Raw genomic sequence first — 22971 nt, 5'->3', positions numbered from 1 at the left:
ACGCAAGATGTCAAAAAATATGGTCTTGCTTTTATCAAGCAACTTTCATACCACTACTCTTCTAATATCTCTTTGCACAGTTAAAGTCTTTTCCATAAGACTCGTTTGTTTTATTCATCTACTTATACTTTTTTAGATGCTGATGGAGCAATCCTGCAACATCAACAGCTCACTATAAATTAAACGATATATTTTTTTTGATCAAATTAAAACCTGTCTTTTTTAAACAAGCGATTGTCCATTCTGACCAAGTTTCGTTTTATGCCTTGCGTAATATCAATATAACAACGGTGCTCCCCCAACATAAACAACCGTTAAAACAACGCCTAATTGTTTTGATTAAGGCAATACGAATTTTGCGATTGAAACACTGCAATAAGAGATATAGGAGAAAGGAAATGGAATCAGCAATCGACAAACATCTAAAATGTCCTCGCACACTTAGCCGCCGAATTCATGATGAATATGAACCCCCATTTGCCATGTGGGTAGCTCGGGCTGATGCAGATCTTCAGCAAGTTGTGATGGCTTATTTAGGTATACAGTTTAAACCAGACCAAAAAGCTGCGGCTGTAAAAGCGATGCAGCACATCGTAAAAAGTTTTGGTTTAGAAAACGGACCATTAAATCACGATATAACACATCATACTGATAATCAGAACTATGAAAATTATATTGTGGTTGGTTACTGGCGTGATCCCGCTGCCTACTGTCAATGGGCACGTTTAGCAGAGGTCAATGACTGGTGGAATTCAGATGACCGTTTAAATGATGGTATCGGTTATTTTCGTGAAATTGTTTCGCCACGGGCTGAACAATTTGAAACCTTATATGCATTTAAAGAAGATTTGCCTGGTGTGGGCGCGGTCATGGATCGTATCAGCGATGATATTCAAGAACATGGATATTGGGGATCTGCACGAGAGCGCTTTCCGGTTTCACAGACAGATCGCATGTTAGCCAACGGCGAATTACAGATACTTTCAGGTGATCCTCAAAAAGGTGGACGTGTAGTCGTACAGGGCCATGACAATATAACTTTAATCCGTTCTGGTCAGGACTGGGTCAATGCAGATGAACAAGAAAGAGCATTATATTTTAATGAAATGCTGCCTTCATTGCAGGATGGCATGGATTTCCTTCGCGATGAAGGCCAATCTGTAGGATGCTATAGCAATCGTTTTGTTCGGAATGTTGATCTTGACGGTAACTTACTTGATATCGCTTACGATATAGGTTACTGGCGCTCATTAGATAAACTAGAACGTTGGGCAGAATCACATCCCACACATCTCAGAATTTTTACCACTTTCTTCAAAGTTGTTACTGGCCTACAAAACTTGCGTCTTTATCATGAAGTTTCAGTCAGTGATGCCAAACATCAAATATTTGAATACATCAATTGCCACTCTCAAACGGGCATGATGCGTGATGCACAAACCACCTAAATAACCCTAAAAATTATTTTATTTCACAAGAATACAGGCACAGTCTGACTGTGCTCATGGCTGGTTATTGCCTAAAGGAAATGCAAATGAGTTCAAAATATTATAAATATTACATGATGTTAATAGCCCTACTGGCTGCATATGCTGAAACACATGGGGCTGAAGTGATGCCAGGTGATTATGAGCAAGCTCCCGGTGGCCTAACTCTCGGTGCAATATATTATCAACATGCCACGACCGATGCTCTTTATAGCAATGGTTCAACTGCCGCAAAAGATATGAAAGTCGAATCAAACATAGGAATCGCAAGGATGATCCATGTATTCGAACTCAGCGATCGCGTCACAATTGAACCACAGTTCTTATTACCCTTTGGTCGCGTTGAAGGTAAAGACAATGCAAGCGGACTTGGGAGCACCTCTGGTATAGGAGATCTTGTTTTAACCGCTCCTGTCCGCTATCGCTTAAATGATGCTAAAGATGTTCTTGCAGGAACGCTTTATCTTAATGCTCCGACCGGAGATTACGACAATGATAAACCGTTAAATTTGGGGAGTAATCGCTGGAAATTTGATTTACAGGGTGCATATGTTAAACATTTCACACCAAACTGGGCATTAGATCTGGTGGGTGATGTGGTCTTTTACACCAATAACGATAATTACGGAGCAAATTCTGACACCCTTAAACAGGATATCTCGTTTGAAACACAAGTCATAGGACGCTATATGCCAAATGCTACAACCTCTTTGGGTTTAGGCATCGGGCATAACTGGGGTGGTGAAACCAAAATCAATAATGTTTCACAAGATAACTCAACCGAAACCACCAACATTCGCTTTGCTATTAGCAAATTTATGACGCCTAAAGACCAGTTCGTAGTGCAACTGGGACGTGATCTTTCAGTAGATGATGGCCTTAAAGAAGATTTTCGTCTCAACTTGCGTTATTTACGCATTTTTTAAAAGTTAGCCCCTATCAGGATAACTGCTCATGTTGTCCTTTTCGAACAATTGTCTGGCGCTTTAAATCAAGTTTTCAAGAAAAGAACAGACTAATTTAAAGAATATCTTCAGTCAGAATAACAAGTGACGGGTAAAAAATTATGGCAATTCAAAGACCAACTATCGGCGATTTAAAACAGATTGCAAACAACCTGCACATGCAGTTGACTGATGCAGAAGCTGAGGAATATCTAAGTGTTATGCAGGCTAATTTTGATGCATACGATTTGATTGATGAACTGGCTGATGAAATTCCAGAAGTTCATTATCCACGTACTGAACCTTATCGTCCTGACCTAACCGAAAATCATCTCAATGCATGGTATTACAAAACTGAAGTTAAAGGTGCCCCCACTGGAAAACTTGCAGGAAAAACAGTTGCTCTGAAAGATAATGTCTCACTTGCTCAAGTTCCAATGATGAATGGTTCATCTACCTTGGAAGGTTTCATACCCGATTATGATGCCACTGTAGTGACTCGTATGCTTGATGAAGGTGCTACGATTTTAGGTAAAGCGACTTGTGAACATTTCTGTTTATCAGGTGGCAGCCACACCTCAGACCCTGCCCCAGTACACAATCCATATCGTCACGGCTATTGTGCAGGTGGTTCATCATCTGGGAGTGCTGCACTTGTTTCAAACGGCGATGTCGATTTAGCAATCGCTTGCGATCAAGGCGGTTCAATCCGTATTCCCGCTGCTTTTTGCGGTGTTTATGGGATGAAACCCACCCATGGATTGGTTCCTTATAGCGGGATTATGCCTATTGAAAATACTATTGATCATGCAGGGCCAATAAGTCGTTCGGTTCAAGATAATGCGCTACTGCTTGAAGTCATCGCAGGCATCGATGGGCTGGATCCACGTCAATATGCTGTTCACGTTGAAAACTACACAAGTTATTTAGATCGCGGTGTGAAGGGTTTAAAAATCGGTGTTGTTAACGAAGGCTTTGCTCTACCCAACATGGACTTAAGAGTGGCAGAAAAAGTTCGCCAAGCCGCAGCGGAGTTTGAAAAACTCGGTGCAATTGTTGAAGAAATCTCTTTGCCTGAACATCAACTCGCAGGTGCACTATGGACACCAATAGGCTGTGAAGGCCTGACTGCACAAATGATGCATGGGAATGGCATGGGCTTCAATTGGGAAGGTTTATACGATGTCAAACTACTCGATAAACATAAAGACTGGCGTCAAAAAGCCGATCAACTTTCTCCAACATTAAAAGTCTGTATGTTTGTGGGCGAATACGGCATTCGAAACTATTCAGGTCGTTACTACGCTAAAGCACAAAATATTGTACGACGTGCCCGTGCAGGTTATGACCAAAAATTGGCTGAATACGATCTTCTATTAATGCCAACTCTACCTATTGTTGCCCAACCTCTGCCTGACTCAGATTGTTCATTAACTGAATATATTACCCGTGCCTTTGAAATGATTGGAAATACAGCACCACAAGATATTACAGGCCATCCAGCGATGAGTGTGCCATGTGGGCTCGTAGATGATCTACCTGTTGGCATGATGCTCATCGGACGTCACTTTAACGAAGGCACCATTTATCAAGCAGCAGCCGCTTTTGAAGCAGCGGTTGACTGGAAAACTTTTTAAGCAAAATCAAAACGTTCATTCAATCAAACCATTTCTTCATGAAGATGGTTCGTTGAAACTCATCTTTACCAAGGAGTATTACACGTGAGTACATCTGTTTCTAAAACATCAAACTCCACCCCAGGCGAGAGAGCATGGGCATTACACAAAGTACTGAGCAATAAAGGATTAATACCAGAAGGATTTATCGAAGGTTTAACCGATCTGCTTGCCAATAAATTTGATCCGGCTAACGGCGCTCATGTGGTTGCTAAAGCATGGACTGACCCAGCCTATCGTGAGCTTTTATTACGCGATGGTACAGCTGCATGTGAAATGTTTGGTTATACCGGCCCGCAGGGTGAATATATTGTTGCCCTTGAAGATACACCAACAATCAAAAATGTAATTGTTTGCAGCCTTTGTTCTTGCACTAACTGGCCCGTGTTGGGCTTACCCCCAGAATGGTACAAGAGTTTTGAATTTCGGGCGCGATTAGTGCGTGAAGGCCGCACGGTACTAAAAGAACTGGGTACGGAACTACCCGAAGATATCAAAATCAAAGTATGGGATACCTCTGCCGAAACACGTTACCTGGTATTACCAATGCGTCCTGAAGGAACTGAGCATATGACTGAAGAAGAACTTCAAAAGCTCATCACCAAGGACGTACTTATTGGTGTTGCATTGCCAAAATTACCTTAGTTTTTAGTAACGCTTTATCAACTATATAGTGGAGTAATGATAATGGATGGTTTTCATGATTTAGGTGGTATGCAAGGTTTTGGCCCAATTGATCACCAAATTAATAGTAAGAGTTATAAACCTGTATTTAAAAAAGACTGGGAACACCTCGCCTACACATTAATGTTTTTAGGTGCAGGACATCTCAATAAATTTAATATTGATCAGATTCGTCATGCTGTAGAGCGTATTGGTTTACGGCAACATGTTGGAACTGAATATTATGAGCGTTATGTGATTGCAACAGCAACTTTGCTTACAGAGACTGGTGTGATTACGCAAGAAGAACTGGATGAAGCTCTAGGTTCTCATTTTCAACTCGCTAGCCCAAATCATTCAAATGGCCGCGCTGCAATTTCAGGACGTCCACCATTTGAAGTTGGAGACCGAGTTACTGTTCGTGATGAATATATTTCTGGTCATATTCGTGTACCTGCCTATGTAAGAGGAAAAATAGGTATTGTCCTTCACCGCACTACAGAAAAGTGGCCATTCCCAGATGCTGCGGGCCATGGTCATGCAGATGCATTACCACAACCAACGTATCATGTGGAATTTACAACACAGGAATTATGGGGAGAGGCAGCTCTTGAAGGTTCTGTAGTCGTTGATTTATTTGAGAGCTATTTAGATAAAGCTCAGGTCTCGTCTTAACCTGATTTTCTATATTAACTATCACGAACAAAGAGATCCTACATGACAGTAAACCCATTAAATTCAGAATTTGAACTTAATTCCTCTCGTATTCCTGTGACAGTTTTATCTGGATTTTTAGGTTCAGGCAAAACCACCCTACTCAACTATATTCTGAATCATCAGCAGAATATGAAAGTAGCAGTAATCGTCAATGATATGAGTGAAATTAATATTGATGTTGAAGATGTGCGCCGTCATGTAGATCTCAGTCGTGGTACTGATGAATTAATTGAAATGAGCAACGGATGTATCTGTTGTACGTTAAGGGCAGATTTACTCGAACAAATTAGTACAATCGCGCGCAAGTCACAGTTTGACTATATTTTAATAGAATCAACGGGTATTTCAGAGCCCATGCCTGTTGCCGAAACTTTTGCTTTTCTTGATCAAAATGGTTTTAGCTTAAGTGAGCTGGCCCGTTTAGATACGCTGGTTACTGTAGTAAATGGTGAGAACTTTGCTCAAATGATTCAATCCAATGACAAAGTAGAAACAGCCCATCAAGAAGAACAGTTGTCGACAACACGCCCTTTATCGGATCTTTTGATCGAACAAGTTGAATACGCTAATGTTATTTTAGTCAGCCGTGTTGATGTCATTGGACAAGAACAATTCTATCAATTGCGATCACTACTCACTGAACTGAACCCAGCAGCAGAAATTTTCCCCATGTCCTTTGGTGAAATTGATCTCGAAAAAATTCTAAATACTCATAAATTCAATTTGCCTGATTTGGTGAAGTCCCCAGGCTGGATGAAACAGATGGATCCGAATGAGAATATTCATTCTGAATCTGAAAATTATGGTATTTCTTCATGGGTATATCATGAGCGTCTTCCCTTTCATCCCCAACGTTTTCAGAGCTTTTTACAGCAAGCATGGAATAATGGTGCTTTATTACGCTGTAAAGGCTACATCTGGTTTGCCAACAGTTATCAGGATATTGCGATGCTCGTGCAAACAGGAAATCAATTTGCATGGGAGTATGTAGGCAAATGGTGGAATTTTATTAATCAGGCTGACTGGCCTCAGGATGCTTATCGTCGTAATAGTATTTTTGAAAAATGGGATGAACGTACAGGCGACTGTCGACAGGAAATTGTTTTTATCGGTCAAAATATTGACTGGGAACAACTTCAACAGCAACTTGATCTGTGTTTATTAACATTAGATGAAATTGAAGATGGACCTGACGTTTGGACAGATTATTGATGTTTATCAACCCACTTTTTTAGAAGATCAAATCACATCAAACTCTTTGAAGAAAATTAACCCTATACTTTGATTAATATAATTTTTTAATTATAACTTTTTATCTATTTCTGGAACTTCTAACGTAACTTTTACTCGATCTAGTACAACAGTTGTCTTGAACCACTCTACATTAGAATTATTGTGAAATAGCTCATCACAAATCTTTTGAAAACGACTCATACTCGGTACTAATAGCACCAACATAAAGTCTGCCTCACCAGTGACATAATAACATTGCTGAATTTCTGGCCCAGAGAAGCTTTTTTTAAGATCATCTAGATCAGTCGCATGAGTTTTGTTTACTCGAATCTCGACCAGAATTGTAATCACTTGATTTAATTTATCAGGATCTAAAACAGCAATATTTCCAATAATATAGCCATTTTCACGTAGCTTTTGGATTCGACGCTGCACTGAGGCGGTAGATAAATGAATAGTATCTGCTAATTCACGTAATGGGATATGGCAATCTTTTTGAAGAAGTTCAAGTAAAGCTAAATCAAATTTATCTAATGTCATCACAAACCATACGGTGAGAAATTTTCTCATTTATATTAAGAAATAAGAGCCTAATTATCAATCAACCTGAAATAAAATATCAATTAAAAGACTCTGCTATTAAATATCTATGCATACTCAATCGAATACGGCTCTTGGTATAACTCTCAATGTAATTGGCTCTATCCTATTTGCTTTAATGTTTGCCTATACATCTTTACTACACTCATTACAGGGTAACGAAATGTATGGTTGGCGTATATTGCTGACTTTTCCCTGTTTAACTCTTTTTATTATTTTGAAAGGAAATTGGCAACAAGTGCGTGATATATACACTCGTATATTTCTAGACCGCTTTTTCTTTTTAACTCGTATATTTTCTGCGTTTCTTATTGGATTACAACTTTGGTTATTCATGTGGGCCCCTACCAATGGTTACGGCCTCGATGTATCTCTTGGATATTTTTTAATGCCCATCATTATGGTAATTGTAGGGCGAATCGCATTTAAAGAAAGAATGTCGAGATTGCAAAAAATATCCTGTATTTTTGCCATCCTTGGAATTATTAACATGTTGGTGATATCAAAAACACTGACATGGCCAACTTTACTTATTTGTTTAGGTTATCCGATTTATTTTTGGTTAAGGCAAAAGACTAATACTAATCATATTGGAGGGCTTTGGTTCGATATGATCCTGAGTTTACCTATTAGCCTATTCTTTATTTTTAACGGGAATATTGGCTCAAATGAATTGATGAGCAACCCTGATACCCTTTGGTTAATTTCAGGGCTTGGTTTGATCAGTGCTCTTGCTTTAGGCTTTCAATCTCTTTCAGCACCGCATCTAAATTTGACGCTTTTTGGGCTTCTTGTATATGTTGAACCAATACTATTATTAGCCGTATCTATATTACTTGGTGAAACCATTAAAACTGATGAATGGCCCACTTATATTGCGATATGGTTAGCGGTTTGTACTCTTATCATTGAAGGGGTAAATAGCATAAAGAAAAATACTTATGCTTAACTTTCGAGATTTATAGATGAAAAAGGCATTAAAGAAGTGTTTAATATTTATTGGAATAAATAAATTATATTGGCGAAATTTTTAAAAAATAGAAAGTTAGCTATATTGTTTAAAAAAGTATTTATCAACACTTGGCTTAAGCAAAAAAGGGGTATAAATAAAAGCAGCCGACCTATGACAGACTGTTTGCATAAGGTATATTCTATTAATTCTAAATGAAGTGAATAAAATTAAATGAGTGATGCAGAAAAATTTCAGCTCAAACTGGAATTAACATTAAACTTAAGATCTGCTAAAGACATTCAAAACTGGGCTATAGATAAATTAGATAAAAACCCAGCAGACTTATTAGCTTTGGAAATTTGTTTTTTCTCTAAAGATGAAGAAGTCTTAGATTATTTTAATAAGATTAGTATTGCCCAGTGCAACATAGAGTCTACTCTTAAGAAAAAAATTCTTTGTGAAGTATTAAAGAAACATGTAGAGACACTATCATCTAGCAAATATTCAATAGAATTAATCTCTAATTTGTTTGCAATATTACTAGAAATATCCAGATATGCTGACGATGAAGATTTATACGATCTCATAAATTATTATGATGATGAATTATATTTGGCTTTAGAAGGTGTTTCTAAATTAGAACCAGAAGAGATATGGCCTACCTTCTTAAATGATCTTAAAAACTGGCTTTCATTACAATTTGAGCTTATTTCATAGAATGACTACTCTTAGAAATTAGCTTCACTTGAGGCAACTTGGTCGTATTTTTCTAATAATTTTCTAATTCAAATTCTAAATCCTTTAGTACCTGCCCTATCTCTGGAGTTACCCCATTGTCTAAAGGAGTATAAAAAACACCTATTAATACTTCATCATCTTTTAATGTAGGTAATAATTCATTCATAAAGTCATCTAGAGAAAATGGCTCAGCTTCATATCCTACCCATTCATTTTCGGCACATAACTCGGCATACTTTTTCGCGGGCCACACTGGAAATACTTTTTGATTATCCTCTGTTCCAGCTAACGCCCATCCATCCTTATATAAGCCCCAAACTTCTTGCGTATCAGCAATAACTTTTATGAAATGCTTATATCTTTTAGTACCTTCTAATGCAATTACAGCATCTATTTGCTTTTGACTAATTCTCATAATTTTTATCACTGAAACCCAATTAGAAAATTTATCAACTCAGTTTTCTCTTGCTTCTTTGCTCTTTCAAATGCTGTTTCTTTATATTTATTTTTATAATTCATATCTACGCCATATTTAGCCAAAAATTGCAATCCGTGCAAGTTATTATAATCTACAAAAACATGCGGCATTGGAAAAGCAGGGTCTTTACCTAATGGATCACATCCTAAGTCTATCAATAACTTATAAATTTCAATATTCTGATTAAGTCCAGCAATAACTAAGCCCTTTTGCTTTATTGTATTAATAAAATACTCTTTATAGTGATCAAAAAAATACCATACCATTTCATCAGAATATCTAAATGCCAATTCAAGTGGTGTATATACAAATGATTTTTTCTTTGGATCTGCACCTAGTGCCAATAATTTCGTGGCTAAATCAAAATTATTCTGCTGAATACTCAGCCCTAAAGGCGTTCCAATGCCTTTTAGATTCCTATTTAATTCACTTTTAATAACTTTCTTAGTAAGCAAAAAATCTATCTCATTCCTTAAATTTAAGTAGCAGGCATAGACAAACGTTTTCTTTATTTTTTCTTGCTGAAGACTTTTCCCTAGTTGAGTTTTTCTTTCTAGATCAACTGGAATCACCCCATAAGTTTGATATAAGATTAATTCCATTGCTGCATCCCAAAATAATTCAGGATTGTAATTGGTATGATGGATTATTTTTTTATCAATTGAATAATAACTATAAATCCCTGAATCTAATTCATCGCTATCCATAAGATTGTACAGTTCGAGAAAAAAGTTCTCAGGAGCTTCTAGATTTTTGAATTCTTTTTTATCTGTTTCATAAATTCTTGCATACCTTAAATGAATAGTTTTATTCATAATAAAGAAAAAGTCTTCGGTGATCTTTAAACTGTCTAATTTTCTTAAAATTTTGTCTATTATCGGATTCATATGCTTGAGTAAATATCATAAATTATAATTTAGTATAAAATAATTGAGTTAAAATCTTAAGAAATCTATAGCCTATTAATTATCTTTTTATTCTACGTATTATTAAGTTACTGGCATATCTTAAAACATTAAAGTACTGACAATCTTTAGGTTAGATCCATCGAACCAAAGAGTTAAGCGGAATTAATATGAGTATTTTTCTCATCAGACATGCTGAAAGTGAAGCCAATATCAATGGAAAAACCCTTTCGCATGCTTCGATTGCTTTAAGTGAAAATGGGCATAAACAAGCCCAAGCACTCTGTTCAAAATTGCCCGAGATTGATCATGTGATTGTGTCTCAATATTTACGCACACATCAAACCGCCGCCCCACTACTGGAAAAATATAATCTCACTTTTGAAGTAGATGAGCATCTGCATGAGTTTAGCTATTTGTCTGAACGCAAATGTGCCAATACGAATATGGATGACCGTAAGGCTTGGGTAAACGCATATTGGGAAAAAATGGATTATCAGCATAAAGATGCCGTTGATGCCGAGTCTTTTGAAAATCTATATATGCGGGTACAGGCTTTCCATGAGAAGTTAAAGGTATTGACTGAAACTTATGCCCAAAAGAATTTGGCTGTGTTTAGTCATGGACAGTTTTTACAGCTTTTGATGATGCAAATACAACAACCTCAACCAATTTCAAAAGATTTAATGCGGCAATTTAGATACAATCTGGTCTATCAGCCAATTAGAAATACTCAGGTTTTTACTTATTGAACAGATCAATTTCGTATAAGCTCCATTTAGCCTTTTTGGAAAACATTAAAGAAAAAATCTATGTGTGAATGTCAAAATGTCGGTGAATTTTTTGTATGCCCTGACAGCTTTTCAAATATTTTCAGCAATAACTATGGAATGAAAAATAGGTTTCCTCACTACATCGTTGAAGAGGCTCCATGCGAAGAAACTCGCCCACAATTTGACTATAGTGAGTTTTATTATGTCTGCTCTGAGTGTGAGCAAGCATGGTATTTCGAGTGTTATCCAGAAACACCAACAGCGCCTATTTTTGGAATTAAACTTTCAGACGTGAACCAAACCTTAAACCAAAATCGAATAAACAGTATTAAGCAATTCTTAGTTGTTTTAGCGCATGAAGGTTTTTCAGAGAACAAGTGCATTCATCAAGGCTGCACGGACTACTCACTTAACGGAATTAAAGTATGTCTTAATCATTTTGGCTATAAATTTAGTACCTGATAAGTTTTGCTTTCAACTTACCAAGTACTAAGCGAGATACCCAAATAAAAAGTATTCTGTAAGTTATAGAATTAAATTTTTTGATAATTATCATCGATAGAAATCAAAAGATCCTGAGCTGGAAACCATCCATTTGCTTCTGCTTTTTGTAACCAATATTGAGCTAATGGAATGTTTTGATCTACAAGATCGCCATTAAAATAAAGTACTCCTAAACTCCACTCTGCAGCAGCAATACCTTGTTCAGCGGCAATATTATAAAGTTCAACAGCTTTATTAATGTTCTGTTCAACACCAGAGCCATTTTCATATATGTCAGCTAAATTATTTATTGCTGGATAAAAATTTTCTTTTGCCGCCTTTTGATAGTATTCAATTGCTAACAAAGGATCTGGTTCTCTAAAATGAACACCTAGCATGTAGATTGCTGCCAAATTATTTTCATCAGCCAATATTTGTAATTCTTCTAAAGAAATATCTTCTTCAATTTTATAACAAGGCGTACTTGTCCATGTTAAAGCCCAATTATACTGAGCAATAAAAGACCGATAGTATGTAGCTGCTATCCACAACCATGCTCGCCCCTCGTTAATGTCTTGTTCATATCCATTTATTCCTAAACAATAATTAATCCCTATAATCATTTGTTCATGGACACTAAAGTCCTGCGCTTTATCAGCTATTTCTTTTACAGATACAAAAACCACTTTAAACCTTTTAATTTTTTAAAAACAATTAAGTATAAGTAAATTTAGTTATTAAATATAATCAATCTTCTACAAAAATAAGTACACAAAATGACATTTGTTTTAAATTAGATCATTAAAAAGTAAGGATAAATAATGAGTGAGTTATTGTTAAGTGGGGGTTGTAAAGGGGTGAATTAAAAATATTATAATTAACTTTTCATTCGCAATAATACACATTGGTAGCGATGATTCTTATGAGATGATTTCACGAGTTTTCTTTATAGTTCTTATAACTTAGTTTTTTGTTTCTAGTCGAAACTTGTCTATGTTACGGCATCAATTAAGCAATAAGCCATCTAAATAAGATGAGCTTATATTTATAATGAAATAGAAGTTAAAAAAATTATTATTTTTCTTAACTTCTTAATTTGTTTGTCTATTTAAATTAAATAACTTTATGAATTAAAGAAAGAAACAGCTTCATCTATTAAATCTGCAACTTCAACTGGCTTGGAAGCTAATGAAGCATGGCTAGCATCTAAAGAAATAACTTTTTTTGCATTTAATCTAGAAGACATAAACTCTTGATTTTCTGGACTAATCATTCGATCCTGAGTAGAAATTTGATACCAAGAAGGTTTAGTTTTCCAAGCTGGTGATGAAATAGTATCGCCAAAGGTGCTTGCTAACGGAGCTTTTTGTGTTACTCCCATAACTAGACCTTCCTCTTCTGTTAAGTCTTGGCAGAAACTTTCATGAAATTTGTCTGCTTTAAGCCAAAGGTAACCATCACTATCTGGTGATAAATTAGGGGCAGCTACTGGCAGATGCTTTTGCGTAATCTCCCCTGGACTCTCATTTGTATCAGGAGCAAATGCTGCAATATAGACTAGACCAACTACATTTGGAAGGTTACCAGCTTCAGTAATAACAGCACCTCCATAAGAGTGCCCAACTAAAATTACGTCACCATCAATCTGAGCTATCATTTTCTTTGTTCGTTCGACATCATCGGCTAGTGAAGTTAAAGGCAATTCAACTGCTTGTAATGAGGTAAAACCTCTATGGGAAAGCTCAATAATAACTTTTCTCCAGTGAGCAGCGCCTCCCCAAAAGCCATGTACTAATATAATTGTTGGTTTATTGCTCATGATTTACTCCTAGCTTATGCTATGACATTGAAATCAATAAATTAAATAGAAATATTGATACATGAAGTTTAGACAATCTGATCAAATATCAAACTATAAAATCTTCGTAAAATGATTATTTGTTATAAAACTACTTTTAACAATTACTGAAACAGCATATTTTTTTGCAGAAACATTTTTTTGATGAGATGTAGTGAGATGGAAAATGAACAAGATTTAAATAAATTAACTGATATATTTTTTGATATTTATAAAAATGCAAGAATATCAGGACAAATTTATCAAGTTGAAAATTATAAAAATACAAATATTGTTTTTATGGATAATAATTTTTCGTATATTCATATATTTCAAGGAGGTAGCTTTAAAATTAAAAGTAATGAACAAAAAATAAATGAGATTGTACACGACGGGGATGTTATCGTTATTCCTTCGAGATTTAAGCATTCTATCGAAATTATAGAAGATAAAGCTGCAGAACCATCTGTTATTACATGTATTTTTCAATTAAACGGCGTATATGGACAAACAATCGCTGAAGGATTACCCAAATATATATTAGTTCCCTCGGACCAAAATGGTAAAGTTGCTGAGTGGATACCAATGACTGTAGCTGCAATAAAATTAGAACTTGATCAACCTTCTTTAGGTAGTCAGGTTATGCTTTCAAGTGTTATCGATTTGCTATTGGTATGGTCAATAAGATTCTGGCTAAATAAAGAAACACTAAACCATAAAAGTTGGATTTCAGCTTTGCAGAATCCTGCTATTAGCAAGGCGTTATTCTTAATGCATTCTAACCCTGCTAAAGAATGGACCGTAGAAATTCTTGCCAAAGAAACTAATCAATCTAAATCAAAGTTTTCAAAAAATTTTATAGAATTGGTAGGCACTACTCCAATTAATTACCTCAAACATTGGCGAATGAAGTTAGCCAATCAATATTTAATTGAAACGAATAAAAGTATTTCACAAATTGCTGATTTAGTTGGTTATTCTTCACCAGCTGCTTTTACCAGATCTTTTATTCAAACATTTGGTTATAGCCCAAGAAAATTTAGAGAAATGTCGGAAACTAAAGCTAAGTAATAGAAAGGAAAATTTCTAACCTAAAATAATAAAACACTAAAAAGCTATACCTTAATTTTTTACAATAGAGGTCAGAATTTAGTTTTGTCGAAAAATAGGAAATGCTAAAAACATATTTGTTTTATACCAGCTGTAGATTGATGTCACCTGCTTTTAGAATTGTTAAAGATACCTTGAGTAAAATATAAAAAAAGTCCTCATTAGAGGACTTTGATTTATAAATTATCGATTTTTTAGACGGGAAAATTAATTAACGAACATAGAGTGGATCTTCTTCAACAAAAAATACTTCACCCGATGAAGGTAGAATCCATTGATAGGTTCCGTCTATTTTCTTCATTTTTTCTTTAAAAATATTATATATCGCTACAAGATCATGTTTTTCATCATATTCCCCTACATAGCCAAGTGCCTTTTCATCATGAAACTCTTTAAACATTTTATGCATTTTGACAGCTCTAAGTTCCATATCTTTTCTCCTTTTTATTATCACTACAATAATTATGATCTCTTTTTATTTTCAATACTAAAAAAAATGTACCAAAATATATCTTATAAAATATCAATCAAATATTTATTGGATTTTAATATTTATCAAACCTAAACTTTTCCATATCGTATGGTATGTCTAGCTTCACACTCCACTGGCTTAATTTTTCACTCATTATAATGGCATCAACTTCAAAAGCATCTCGCTCACTAAAACCTTTTGTTTTTAAAAAATTAACAAAACTAGAGGAGTTTATTTTATTAAGATATCCGACTCTTAAAGTATCTATATATACTGCGATTTTATTTGTTTCTTTTTCGAGGCAGATTACAGCATTTTTAAAGACCTTCACGCTACCACCATTTTGGTTACCGACTAAAGTTATCAACTCTTCTTGGTATAAAATTACAATTATTTCATGTTCAAAAAAGTTTTTGTTCTCTGTAAATATTTTTCCAGCTATTTTTAGGGTGTTTTCCGGGAGCTCTAGATTAACTGTAGAAAAAACCTTAAATAAAATATAAGCAAAAATAAATAAGATAAAAAGTATTAATATAAAATACATATTAAAATATTCCTCTTAATTTTATAAATTGGCAAAAAGAATAGTTATTCTTTCTACCAACCAATATTTTAAGAAAAAATATAAATTTCTATATTATGATTTTTTCTCATTTTTATCATTTTGATTGACTTTTTCTACGTCATTTTGCTCAGGAGTTTTAGGTTCAAACTCTTTACCATCTTGTTGTTGCTGTTGTTGCTCTTTTGATTTGTCTTGATCGCTTTTAACTTGGTCCTGAGACATTAGAGTCTCTCCTATTTAATGGTGTGCAGATGATTATCTAGCACTTAGTTAACATAGTCTCTTTACCTTTATATAGATACAGCGCAAGTGTATCTGAATGTGATAGTGTTGTTTATTGTCACAATATATATTTTAATCACCACACAGAATAAATACTTTACTCCCTATATTTTTATTATTTTAAGCCTTATTAACTTTACATTCACACCCCAAGTAAAAATTTAACCCACAAAAACAATATCATAAAGTTTTTATATTTTTAGCTACAGATGAAAATATCATTTTTTTGCAGGCTATATAAATAAAATAAATTTAAAATATCTATTAATTCGCACCCTTTATTTAAATTTTACTACTTAAATTAATATGTAAGATATTTTTTTAAAAATAATATCGATATTAAAGTATATAAAGGAACATATCTCTACATACCACTCCCATAACTACCGTAATGTAACTCAGTGAAAGGTATACTATCAAACTTCACTACTCTTATTAAGAAGCTTAAAATGTCTGATTTTAAAGACTTTTCAAAAAAAGCAACTCAGAACCAAAATGACTCCGATCCAAAACCAAATGAGGATAAAGTTGAAAAACCAGCCCAGCCATCTGAATCAGAAGATTCTTCACCAATTAAAAATAATGAAGAAAAAAATAAATAAAAAGATAATACTTTAATTAATATGAAAGAAGTCCATTTTTGGGCTTCTTTCATATTAATTTCTTATAAAGAACATTCCAACTAGATTCCTTGAAAACTCAAAATCCAATTAATTTTTAAATTTACTTAAATCTTTTGAATTAAAATCTGGATCGACATGTGTTTGTATTAGTAAAATAAGTTCTTCATTTACTTGTCGAATTAGCTGTGCTTGTAATCGGTTATCTTCAAGCTCATCAATTAACCGAATAATGATATTCCTCAACCATTCACACTCTATTTCTTTCTCTGCATTTTTTTGGGCAAGATAATTTAAAAGTTTATCTTTTTCAATCAATTTATCTCCCATATAGACACCTACAATCCAAACTAAATTATTTTCTTTAGATTACAGGATAAAAGAATAGATTCATGAATAATTATGTATTGATAAATTTCAAAAATTAAATCTATAAAATATTTAAATTTTATTTTAATGAAGAGGATAGCTTCAAAAATCCACCCTCTTTTATAATAAATTATTTATTTTAATTTAGGTAACTAAAAGTTTCGTATTCAGTACTAGTTCAACTCTTTTTTGTGCTTCATAGAAGTCAAGTTCTTCACTTATCCAAAATGAATGAAGTTGCCCATCTAAATGAAAATACTCTTTATTATATTGAGAACCATGATCCGAATAATGGTTGTCTACTTTGAAATGAGTGTGATCATTCTTTCTTTTTTGACCATCAAGTATGCCGCCAATACAGATATCCATTTTAATGCCAATTATTAATCGAAATTGACTATAACACACATAGATCGGTTGCTCTAAAAAGAGTTGTTACCGTGATTTTTCTACCATTTATCAATGCATTATGGTTTTAGTGTATGTGCTTAAATTTACAGGTAATAAAAAATAATTTGTATGTCTAGAATATTTAAATATGCAATATTAGTATTTAATTTTCCAAATTTCATATTAGTGAAAATAACCCTTCTTTGATTAGATAAATCTCTATATGCTGCAATGAATCACTTAAAGAAAATTATTCGAATGGCCGAACAGACCCTGCTACAAGAGCTTAACTCGCGAATCGAATATTATTCTTCAAGAACGGACTATCCGCTACGCAGAATTTTAATAGGCTACCGTGCATACGCAAAATTAATGTTATGCGCCTCTTTCTCAGATGAGGTCATAAATTCTGCAATTGATCCAAATAAACGTAAATATAAAAAGTTAAAAATTAAAATTACGAAAGATGATAATCAACTTGATCTTGAATAAATTAATTCGTTCATTAGTTTTTATAGATAACTGATTTAATTATATAAAAAATTAAAATCCTTTTTAAAATATACCCATTTTTAACTCTCAAAATGATTAGAAAATAGCAAATGGGCATTTTCTTTTGCTCATTTACAATTTCAATGATCGCAGGATGATAATGATCAATACTGGCAATATTGTCGTAAACATCCAGATAGTGATGCCCTGCTGCTACCGATTTGAACCAAGAAAATAATTTGCTCTTAAACTTATTTTTTCACAGGCAGTAGTAAAACAGGGTCTTCAATGTCATAACCAGTTTCTTCTGGAACCCCCAAATATTTAACGACAACCAACCTCTTATTGTGTTTAGGCACACTATAATTTTGGGAAATTTTTATTGCTTTGGTGTAATGAACCGCAACATGGGGCTTACTTTGTAAAGACGGCGATTTTACAACATATTCTGTTTTATATTGTGTGATCTTCCCTGAAGGATCAAACCAAGCTGATATTTGATTTTGATGAGTTTTTAATGTCTGAATTTTTACAGTCTTACTATTACTTACGATCAAAGGAGTTAAATTCTTTTTAATTTTATTTAGAGCTTTATCAAACGCTGTACTATCTTGATCATAATCAATCTTATGTGTTTTTGGATTGATATAGAGAGATTTAACCTCGATAAGTTTATCGGGCGATTTACTATTTAATAGATAATAATATAGTTGTGGTAGACGCCCTCGACCATCTTCGTAGTGTCTTAATACATAAAGTTTCTTCTCTTTTTGCTGATAGCCCAATACTTCAATTTTTTGTCCACCGCCCACTGTCGCATAACTATGTGCGGATAAGGTTAGAATCGTGCTAAAAGTTAAAAATTTTAGAAATTTCATCAGTTCATATCCTTGTGATCTGGTAACTATATTGTATAAATATCAATCAGATTAAAATGATACTTGAGTAAGTGTTACTTGCTGTTTTTATATTCTTTTGTACAGAAATATAAAGCTTAAAAAAGAGGCCGAAACCTCTTTATTTTCTATCGCCCTAAAAATCAGTCATCAATCATGGCGAACTCTTGCTCAGGTGTACCTTTAACCAAATGGTGGCGGCTATATAACAAGTAATAAAGTATAAATCCGACATAAATCAGCGCGGCTAATAACCAAACTTTCGGATTCACCATTAACCCTGCAACTACAGCAACGGCGGCAAGAATCAAGGCAATACAAGACGTCCATACTCCTCCAGGCGTTTTATAAGGACGTAGTAATTCAGGACGAGATACGCGTAATTTGATATGTGAAAGCATCATCAAAACATAAGAAATTGTTGCACCGAATACTGCCATTAAAATGAGTAAGTCACCCTCACCTGTTAAAGAAAGTAAAAACCCAATAATGCCCGGAATAATAATTGCCCAATATGGCGCTTTATTTTCATTGGTAAGCGATAGGTTTTTTGGCAAATATCCCGCACGCGACAGTGCAAAAATCTGGCGTGAATAGGCATAAATAATTGAAAAGAAACTTGCGACAAGTCCAGCAAGACCGACAAAGTTAACAAAGCTTGCCAACCATGTGTGCTGACCATACACCGCAATGAGCGCATCAACCAAAGGTGCTCCTGAATTTTTTAAAGCATTTGAACCCGCAGCGCCTGCTCCCAAAAATAAAATTAAAAGCGCAAAGGATGCCAATATCAACATTGAACCAATCAAACCTCGTGGCAATGAACGTACTGGATCTTTTGCTTCTTCGGCAGCTAGTGGTACCCCTTCAACTGCAAGAAAAAACCAGATGGCATACGGTACTGCGGCCCATATTCCCATATAGCCAAACGGTAAAAAGCTACTTGCACCTGCATGAGAACTGACTGGAATATCAAACAAACGTGCACTGTCAAAATGTGGAAGCATCGCCACGATAAATACAACCAGTGCAATACAAGCAACCGCGGTAATTCCAAACATGATTTTAAGCGCTTCACCTGCACCTTTCAGATGAATACCCATGAAAACTAAATAGCAAATTAAATAAACAGCCCAGCCGCCAATCCCAAAAAGTGATTCGCAATATGAACCGATAAATACGGCAATCGCGGCAGGTGCAATTGCATATTCAATTAAAATCGCAGTACCTGTGAGATATCCTCCAAAAGGACCAAATGCAACGCGGGCAAAACTATAGCCACCGCCAGCAGTGGGTAACATCGTTGACATCTCAGACATCACAAAGCTCATGCAGAGATACATAAACGCGACGATGACTGTTGCAATAAAGAGTCCGCCCCATCCACCTTGTGCCAGTCCAAAATTCCAACCCGCAAAGTCACCCGAAATAACGTAGGAAACACCGAGTCCCACTAAAAGTAACCAACCTACTGCCCCTTTTTTTAACTGACGTTTTGCAAAATACTCTGCGTCCTGTTGTAAAGCACCAACATCTACGCTTAATTCAGATTCTTTCATTGTCGTATGCCTTATCGACTAAATTTACACCACCAATAGTTGCGCAAAAGATATTCATAAAACTTGACAGCAAAACATCTCCCCGACCACTTGAAGTCAAGTTGATTCATTTTTTCTTTTATAAGATCGACAGCATCTCAACACAGAACGTGTTTAAAAATTAAATTGAGGAGATGGGTCATGTCTGTAGAACAAAATGAATTTTTAAGCCAAGTTCAATTACAAATACTGGCAGAACAAGCGATTAAGCAGTATCCATCGGAATATCAAGGACAGGTCAAACTACTGTGTCAGTCTGAAAATGCAACCTATCAAATTTCGACTGGATCTGCCCGATATGCACTTCGAATCCATCGTCCGAACTATCACAGCAAACTGGATATACAAAGTGAGCTTGAATGGTTAGATGCCTTAAATGCGAGTGGTATTCAAGTTCCCGTTGCGATTGCAGATCAATCGGGTGAACGCGTAATTACCTTGAAACTATCCAATGATATTTATCGTTATGCAGTCCTTTTTAACTGGGTTGAGGGCGATATGCCAACTGTTGAAGTTGACCCCACTGCATTTGAGCAACTAGGACAAATTACTGCAAAGTTGCACGTTCATAGCAAAACATGGCAAGCGCCTGAAAACTTTCAACGTATTGTGTGGAATCATGAAACCATGATTGGTGCAGATGGACACTGGGGAAACTGGAAAAATGCACCTCACTTGAGACAACAAGATCACGGCGTTATCGAAGAAGCCATTGTACAAATCGCGAAAGATTTAAATTCTTTTGGCAAAACTCAGGAACGTTATGGCCTGATTCATGCCGATTTGCGTTTAACCAATCTATTACTACAACAAGAACGTATTGGTGTGATCGATTTTGATGACTGTGGAATGAGTTGGTTTATGCATGACCTCGCCGCTGCGATTAGCTTTAATGAACATTATGCAAATGCGCCTCATTGGGTGGATCACTGGTTAAAAGGCTACGAACGTGTAGGCCATATTCAGTCAGAAGAATATGAAATGATCCCAACTTTTATCATGCAACGCCGCATTCAAATGATGGCTTGGAATGGTTCTCACGCACAAACAGAAATGGCTCAAAGCCTTGGCGATCAATGGTCCAATGAAACTGTGCGTCTGTGTAAAAAATATTTAACCGGACAAATGCCTGTTGGAATTTGAAAAGTGATTTAGATCGCTTTTCCCTCATTTCCAATTTTTAGTTTTTAAATTTTATAGAATTTAAAGGAAGGGTTTATGCAAGCTACCCATCAACTGAGCCGAGTTGCCAAAGCGCTATTACTCACCAGTAGTCTGGCAAGTATGATTGCGCTAAGCGCATGTAACTACAACCCTTTGCAAAGCGCATCTCCCCCAGTCGCTATTCAAAAAAAGGAATATATCCAAAAAGGTCAATGGGACGCTTTTAACTTTGACCAACTCAATCAATTGATTGCTAGCTATGGAAAAGACAGCCCTAACTACAATTCTGAAAAACGTCCGTATATTGTTACTGACTTTGACAATACTTCGGTATTTTTAGACATCGAAGAAGCCACTTTAATTTATCAACTTGAACACTTAGCGTTTAATGTCACGCCAGAGCAGCTTAATCAAATTATTCGTAAAGGAATTAGCTCGCAAAATTTTGACGCGGCCTACAATAACCAGCAAGGCCAAGCCGTCAATATTGATAAAATCGCCCCAGATATTATTGCCAGCTACACATGGCTTTATCACCACTATAGCGGTCTAAAAGGTAAGCAAAGTCTGGATCAAATTAAGCAAGATCCGCATTATCTCGATTTCATTACTAAAATGAGATATCTATATGCGGCTATTGGAGACACCTTTGATCATGAAGTCGCATATCCGTGGGTCACTTATTTGTTTACTGGGCTTACCGAACAACAAGTCCGTAATTTAGTGAAAGCAACGGTTACTTGGCAAATGCAGCAACCCATTGGACCAGTTACATGGACCTCTCCCGCAACGCTTTCGGGCCAAGCAGGTGTTGTTAAAACCACTTGGGAAAATGGTTTAAGACCATACCGTGAAATGCAAAATCTATTTAAGGCCTTTCAGGACAATGGCATTGATGTCTATGTCTGCTCGGCATCTTTTATTGATGTGATTAAGGAAATTATTTCTAATCCAGACATCGGCTATAACATTAATGAAAAAAATGCCTACGCCATGGAGTTAGAACGAGATGCACAAAATCGAATTTTACCTGAGTTTCGTCATGGCTATGCGCAAACTCAAGGTAAAGGCAAAACCGCAACCATCCAGCGTTTTTTAGTCTCTAAATATGGTTATGGGCCAATTTTTATCGCGGGTGACAGTGAAGGCGATCAAAATATGATGCAAGATTTTGCGTCGACCCAAAAAGTTCTGATTATCAACCGATTGCGCAGTCCAAGTTCTGATATCGGCAAGTTTTCTCAGCAGGCTGTGCAAGGCTATGGTCAAGCCAATCCTAAGTTTTTACTACAAGGTCGCGATGCCAATACAGGTCAATTTAGACCTTCAATGGCCAGTTTAAGTTATGGTGCGCAAACGGCAAAAACTACAAAAAATTAGTATTTCACTTATTTTCTCATGCCTACAATACATGTTGTATGCATGAGAAGCCGCTTAATTTTTTGTTTTAGTTCTGCCCTTTTTGCCTATCTCTAATGCATTTTCTGCCTTCTTTTAGTTCGCTACCCAACCTTAAATACAACTCTT

27 protein-coding genes and 1 pseudogene are annotated in these 22971 nt (G+C 35.4%); 15 read left to right on the top strand and 13 right to left on the bottom strand.

All coding sequences use genetic code 11. The annotated features are described in order from the left end of the window. The first annotated feature begins 398 nt into the window (after nucleotides 1-398). The 6 genes from oxdA to MKL38_RS18325 all read left to right on the top strand — a co-directional run bounded on the left by oxdA (nucleotide 399) and on the right by MKL38_RS18325 (nucleotide 6699). Nucleotides 399-1448, top strand: coding sequence for an aliphatic aldoxime dehydratase (oxdA, locus tag MKL38_RS18350; protein WP_151745393.1), 1050 nt, complete (start codon nucleotides 399-401; stop codon nucleotides 1446-1448). Between the two features lie 86 nt (nucleotides 1449-1534). After that, on the top strand, nucleotides 1535-2413 hold the full coding sequence (locus MKL38_RS18345; protein ID WP_270904029.1) for a transporter: 879 nt from the start codon (nucleotides 1535-1537) through the stop codon (nucleotides 2411-2413). Between the two features lie 140 nt (nucleotides 2414-2553). Next, complete coding sequence (locus tag MKL38_RS18340; RefSeq protein ID WP_270904028.1) at nucleotides 2554-4068, top strand: amidase; 1515 nt, start codon at nucleotides 2554-2556, stop codon at nucleotides 4066-4068. A gap of 84 nt (nucleotides 4069-4152) precedes the next feature. Further along, the gene (gene nthA, locus MKL38_RS18335; RefSeq protein ID WP_270904027.1) at nucleotides 4153-4752 is read left to right on the top strand and encodes a nitrile hydratase subunit alpha; all 600 of its coding nucleotides are present in this window, start codon (nucleotides 4153-4155) and stop codon (nucleotides 4750-4752) included. A 42-nt stretch (nucleotides 4753-4794) separates the two neighbouring features. Then, on the top strand, nucleotides 4795-5445 hold the full coding sequence (gene nthB, locus MKL38_RS18330) for a nitrile hydratase subunit beta (RefSeq protein WP_270904026.1): 651 nt from the start codon (nucleotides 4795-4797) through the stop codon (nucleotides 5443-5445). A gap of 42 nt (nucleotides 5446-5487) precedes the next feature. Continuing rightward, nucleotides 5488-6699, top strand: a complete 1212-nt coding sequence (locus tag MKL38_RS18325) for a GTP-binding protein (RefSeq protein ID WP_270904025.1) — start codon at nucleotides 5488-5490, stop codon at nucleotides 6697-6699. A 90-nt stretch (nucleotides 6700-6789) separates the two neighbouring features. Here MKL38_RS18325 and MKL38_RS18320 read toward each other — a convergent pair whose 3' ends face one another. Further along, nucleotides 6790-7260 carry an Lrp/AsnC family transcriptional regulator gene (locus tag MKL38_RS18320; protein WP_231761481.1) on the bottom strand — a complete coding sequence of 157 codons (471 nt, stop codon included), beginning with the start codon at nucleotides 7258-7260 and terminating at the stop codon, nucleotides 6790-6792. A 109-nt stretch (nucleotides 7261-7369) separates the two neighbouring features. Here MKL38_RS18320 and rarD point away from each other — a divergent pair, with 109 nt between their 5' ends. Both rarD and MKL38_RS18310 read left to right on the top strand, forming a co-directional pair. Next, a complete protein-coding gene (gene rarD / locus MKL38_RS18315; RefSeq protein ID WP_017390297.1) occupies nucleotides 7370-8269 on the top strand; it encodes an EamA family transporter RarD in 900 nt (299 codons plus the stop codon). A 234-nt stretch (nucleotides 8270-8503) separates the two neighbouring features. Next, entirely contained in the window at nucleotides 8504-8989 is a 486-nt protein-coding gene (locus MKL38_RS18310; protein ID WP_270904024.1) for a hypothetical protein, read from the top strand. A 52-nt stretch (nucleotides 8990-9041) separates the two neighbouring features. On the opposite strand, the gene MKL38_RS18305 is transcribed toward MKL38_RS18310, so the two are convergent. Both MKL38_RS18305 and MKL38_RS18300 read right to left on the bottom strand, forming a co-directional pair. Beyond that, the gene (locus MKL38_RS18305; protein WP_270904023.1) at nucleotides 9042-9425 is read right to left on the bottom strand and encodes a DUF2750 domain-containing protein; all 384 of its coding nucleotides are present in this window, start codon (nucleotides 9423-9425) and stop codon (nucleotides 9042-9044) included. A gap of 8 nt (nucleotides 9426-9433) precedes the next feature. Further along, on the bottom strand, nucleotides 9434-10303 hold the full coding sequence (locus MKL38_RS18300; RefSeq protein ID WP_270904022.1) for an ankyrin repeat domain-containing protein: 870 nt from the start codon (nucleotides 10301-10303) through the stop codon (nucleotides 9434-9436). 260 nt (nucleotides 10304-10563) lie between these two features. Here MKL38_RS18300 and MKL38_RS18295 point away from each other — a divergent pair, with 260 nt between their 5' ends. Together MKL38_RS18295 and MKL38_RS18290 are read left to right on the top strand one after the other, a co-directional pair. Further along, the gene (locus MKL38_RS18295; protein ID WP_270904021.1) at nucleotides 10564-11145 is read left to right on the top strand and encodes a histidine phosphatase family protein; all 582 of its coding nucleotides are present in this window, start codon (nucleotides 10564-10566) and stop codon (nucleotides 11143-11145) included. 60 nt (nucleotides 11146-11205) lie between these two features. Further along, nucleotides 11206-11628 carry a hypothetical protein gene (locus tag MKL38_RS18290; RefSeq protein WP_209830519.1) on the top strand — a complete coding sequence of 141 codons (423 nt, stop codon included), beginning with the start codon at nucleotides 11206-11208 and terminating at the stop codon, nucleotides 11626-11628. A 71-nt stretch (nucleotides 11629-11699) separates the two neighbouring features. Here MKL38_RS18290 and MKL38_RS18285 read toward each other — a convergent pair whose 3' ends face one another. Then, nucleotides 11700-12335: a tetratricopeptide repeat protein gene (locus MKL38_RS18285; protein ID WP_270904019.1), complete on the bottom strand. Its 636-nt coding sequence runs from the start codon at nucleotides 12333-12335 to the stop codon at nucleotides 11700-11702. Nucleotides 12336-12772: 437 nt separating this feature from the next. Then, nucleotides 12773-13468: an alpha/beta hydrolase gene (locus MKL38_RS18280; RefSeq protein WP_270904018.1), complete on the bottom strand. Its 696-nt coding sequence runs from the start codon at nucleotides 13466-13468 to the stop codon at nucleotides 12773-12775. Nucleotides 13469-13666: 198 nt separating this feature from the next. Here MKL38_RS18280 and MKL38_RS18275 point away from each other — a divergent pair, with 198 nt between their 5' ends. Continuing rightward, nucleotides 13667-14557, top strand: coding sequence for an AraC family transcriptional regulator (locus tag MKL38_RS18275; RefSeq protein ID WP_270904017.1), 891 nt, complete (start codon nucleotides 13667-13669; stop codon nucleotides 14555-14557). A gap of 250 nt (nucleotides 14558-14807) precedes the next feature. On the opposite strand, the gene MKL38_RS18270 is transcribed toward MKL38_RS18275, so the two are convergent. The 3 genes from MKL38_RS18270 to MKL38_RS18260 all read right to left on the bottom strand — a co-directional run bounded on the left by MKL38_RS18270 (nucleotide 14808) and on the right by MKL38_RS18260 (nucleotide 15855). Continuing rightward, nucleotides 14808-14996 carry a hypothetical protein gene (locus MKL38_RS18270; RefSeq protein WP_080592924.1) on the bottom strand — a complete coding sequence of 63 codons (189 nt, stop codon included), beginning with the start codon at nucleotides 14994-14996 and terminating at the stop codon, nucleotides 14808-14810. Nucleotides 14997-15141: 145 nt separating this feature from the next. After that, nucleotides 15142-15612 carry a hypothetical protein gene (locus MKL38_RS18265; RefSeq protein WP_270904016.1) on the bottom strand — a complete coding sequence of 157 codons (471 nt, stop codon included), beginning with the start codon at nucleotides 15610-15612 and terminating at the stop codon, nucleotides 15142-15144. Nucleotides 15613-15705: 93 nt separating this feature from the next. Continuing rightward, on the bottom strand, nucleotides 15706-15855 hold the full coding sequence (locus MKL38_RS18260) for a hypothetical protein (protein WP_005041751.1): 150 nt from the start codon (nucleotides 15853-15855) through the stop codon (nucleotides 15706-15708). A 509-nt stretch (nucleotides 15856-16364) separates the two neighbouring features. Between MKL38_RS18260 and MKL38_RS18255 the strand changes: the two genes are divergently transcribed. Next, nucleotides 16365-16517 (top strand): hypothetical protein, encoded by a 153-nt coding sequence (locus MKL38_RS18255; RefSeq protein WP_003650910.1) that lies wholly within the window; start codon nucleotides 16365-16367, stop codon nucleotides 16515-16517. Between the two features lie 108 nt (nucleotides 16518-16625). On the opposite strand, the gene MKL38_RS18250 is transcribed toward MKL38_RS18255, so the two are convergent. Beyond that, nucleotides 16626-16865, bottom strand: coding sequence for a hypothetical protein (locus tag MKL38_RS18250; RefSeq protein ID WP_003650908.1), 240 nt, complete (start codon nucleotides 16863-16865; stop codon nucleotides 16626-16628). A gap of 183 nt (nucleotides 16866-17048) precedes the next feature. Further along, nucleotides 17049-17273 (bottom strand): hypothetical protein, encoded by a 225-nt coding sequence (locus MKL38_RS18245; RefSeq protein WP_270904015.1) that lies wholly within the window; start codon nucleotides 17271-17273, stop codon nucleotides 17049-17051. A gap of 279 nt (nucleotides 17274-17552) precedes the next feature. Between MKL38_RS18245 and MKL38_RS18240 the strand changes: the two genes are divergently transcribed. After that, nucleotides 17553-17786: a hypothetical protein gene (locus MKL38_RS18240; protein ID WP_003650898.1), complete on the top strand. Its 234-nt coding sequence runs from the start codon at nucleotides 17553-17555 to the stop codon at nucleotides 17784-17786. 115 nt (nucleotides 17787-17901) lie between these two features. Here MKL38_RS18240 and MKL38_RS19305 read toward each other — a convergent pair. The 3 genes and pseudogenes from MKL38_RS19305 to eat all read right to left on the bottom strand — a co-directional run. Next, nucleotides 17902-18000 (bottom strand): annotated as a pseudogene (locus MKL38_RS19305) (aminotransferase); the annotation flags it as partial. Between the two features lie 37 nt (nucleotides 18001-18037). Next, nucleotides 18038-18664, bottom strand: a complete 627-nt coding sequence (locus MKL38_RS18235; protein ID WP_231761489.1) for a hypothetical protein — start codon at nucleotides 18662-18664, stop codon at nucleotides 18038-18040. A 161-nt stretch (nucleotides 18665-18825) separates the two neighbouring features. Beyond that, nucleotides 18826-20241: an ethanolamine permease gene (eat, locus tag MKL38_RS18230; protein ID WP_270904014.1), complete on the bottom strand. Its 1416-nt coding sequence runs from the start codon at nucleotides 20239-20241 to the stop codon at nucleotides 18826-18828. A 180-nt stretch (nucleotides 20242-20421) separates the two neighbouring features. On the opposite strand from eat, the gene MKL38_RS18225 reads away from it, so the two are divergent. Together MKL38_RS18225 and MKL38_RS18220 are read left to right on the top strand one after the other, a co-directional pair. Further along, entirely contained in the window at nucleotides 20422-21423 is a 1002-nt protein-coding gene (locus MKL38_RS18225; protein WP_270904013.1) for a phosphotransferase enzyme family protein, read from the top strand. A 75-nt stretch (nucleotides 21424-21498) separates the two neighbouring features. After that, complete coding sequence (locus MKL38_RS18220; protein WP_270904012.1) at nucleotides 21499-22824, top strand: haloacid dehalogenase-like hydrolase; 1326 nt, start codon at nucleotides 21499-21501, stop codon at nucleotides 22822-22824. Nucleotides 22825-22971 lie beyond the last annotated feature (147 nt).

Origin of the sequence: Acinetobacter sp. AOR14_HL (assembly GCF_027855175.1) — a bacterium.
GTDB classification, from domain to species: Bacteria; Pseudomonadota; Gammaproteobacteria; order Pseudomonadales; family Moraxellaceae; genus Acinetobacter; species Acinetobacter calcoaceticus.
The sequence above is the reverse complement of the archived record's forward strand: the minus strand, read 5'-3'. Positions and strand labels throughout refer to the sequence as shown.

Excerpts from the sequence above, each read along its gene's own strand:
- oxdA (WP_151745393.1), top strand. The coding sequence starts at position 399 with ATGGAATCAGCAATCGACAAACATCTAAAATGTCCTCGCACACTTAGC.
- MKL38_RS18345 (WP_270904029.1), top strand. The coding sequence starts at position 1,535 with ATGAGTTCAAAATATTATAAATATTACATGATGTTAATAGCCCTACTG.
- MKL38_RS18340 (WP_270904028.1), top strand. The coding sequence starts at position 2,554 with ATGGCAATTCAAAGACCAACTATCGGCGATTTAAAACAGATTGCAAAC.
- nthB (WP_270904026.1), top strand. The coding sequence starts at position 4,795 with ATGGATGGTTTTCATGATTTAGGTGGTATGCAAGGTTTTGGCCCAATT.
- MKL38_RS18325 (WP_270904025.1), top strand. The coding sequence starts at position 5,488 with ATGACAGTAAACCCATTAAATTCAGAATTTGAACTTAATTCCTCTCGT.
- MKL38_RS18320 (WP_231761481.1), bottom strand. The coding sequence starts at position 7,260 with ATGACATTAGATAAATTTGATTTAGCTTTACTTGAACTTCTTCAAAAA.
- rarD (WP_017390297.1), top strand. The coding sequence starts at position 7,370 with ATGCATACTCAATCGAATACGGCTCTTGGTATAACTCTCAATGTAATT.
- MKL38_RS18310 (WP_270904024.1), top strand. The coding sequence starts at position 8,504 with ATGAGTGATGCAGAAAAATTTCAGCTCAAACTGGAATTAACATTAAAC.
- MKL38_RS18305 (WP_270904023.1), bottom strand. The coding sequence starts at position 9,425 with ATGAGAATTAGTCAAAAGCAAATAGATGCTGTAATTGCATTAGAAGGT.
- MKL38_RS18300 (WP_270904022.1), bottom strand. The coding sequence starts at position 10,303 with ATGAATAAAACTATTCATTTAAGGTATGCAAGAATTTATGAAACAGAT.
- MKL38_RS18295 (WP_270904021.1), top strand. The coding sequence starts at position 10,564 with ATGAGTATTTTTCTCATCAGACATGCTGAAAGTGAAGCCAATATCAAT.
- MKL38_RS18290 (WP_209830519.1), top strand. The coding sequence starts at position 11,206 with ATGTGTGAATGTCAAAATGTCGGTGAATTTTTTGTATGCCCTGACAGC.
- MKL38_RS18280 (WP_270904018.1), bottom strand. The coding sequence starts at position 13,468 with ATGAGCAATAAACCAACAATTATATTAGTACATGGCTTTTGGGGAGGC.
- MKL38_RS18275 (WP_270904017.1), top strand. The coding sequence starts at position 13,667 with ATGGAAAATGAACAAGATTTAAATAAATTAACTGATATATTTTTTGAT.
- MKL38_RS18270 (WP_080592924.1), bottom strand. The coding sequence starts at position 14,996 with ATGTTTAAAGAGTTTCATGATGAAAAGGCACTTGGCTATGTAGGGGAA.
- MKL38_RS18265 (WP_270904016.1), bottom strand. The coding sequence starts at position 15,612 with ATGTATTTTATATTAATACTTTTTATCTTATTTATTTTTGCTTATATT.
- MKL38_RS18260 (WP_005041751.1), bottom strand. The coding sequence starts at position 15,855 with ATGTCTCAGGACCAAGTTAAAAGCGATCAAGACAAATCAAAAGAGCAA.
- MKL38_RS18255 (WP_003650910.1), top strand. The coding sequence starts at position 16,365 with ATGTCTGATTTTAAAGACTTTTCAAAAAAAGCAACTCAGAACCAAAAT.
- MKL38_RS18250 (WP_003650908.1), bottom strand. The coding sequence starts at position 16,865 with ATGGGAGATAAATTGATTGAAAAAGATAAACTTTTAAATTATCTTGCC.
- MKL38_RS18245 (WP_270904015.1), bottom strand. The coding sequence starts at position 17,273 with ATGGATATCTGTATTGGCGGCATACTTGATGGTCAAAAAAGAAAGAAT.
- MKL38_RS18240 (WP_003650898.1), top strand. The coding sequence starts at position 17,553 with ATGGCCGAACAGACCCTGCTACAAGAGCTTAACTCGCGAATCGAATAT.
- MKL38_RS18235 (WP_231761489.1), bottom strand. The coding sequence starts at position 18,664 with ATGAAATTTCTAAAATTTTTAACTTTTAGCACGATTCTAACCTTATCC.
- eat (WP_270904014.1), bottom strand. The coding sequence starts at position 20,241 with ATGAAAGAATCTGAATTAAGCGTAGATGTTGGTGCTTTACAACAGGAC.
- MKL38_RS18225 (WP_270904013.1), top strand. The coding sequence starts at position 20,422 with ATGTCTGTAGAACAAAATGAATTTTTAAGCCAAGTTCAATTACAAATA.
- MKL38_RS18220 (WP_270904012.1), top strand. The coding sequence starts at position 21,499 with ATGCAAGCTACCCATCAACTGAGCCGAGTTGCCAAAGCGCTATTACTC.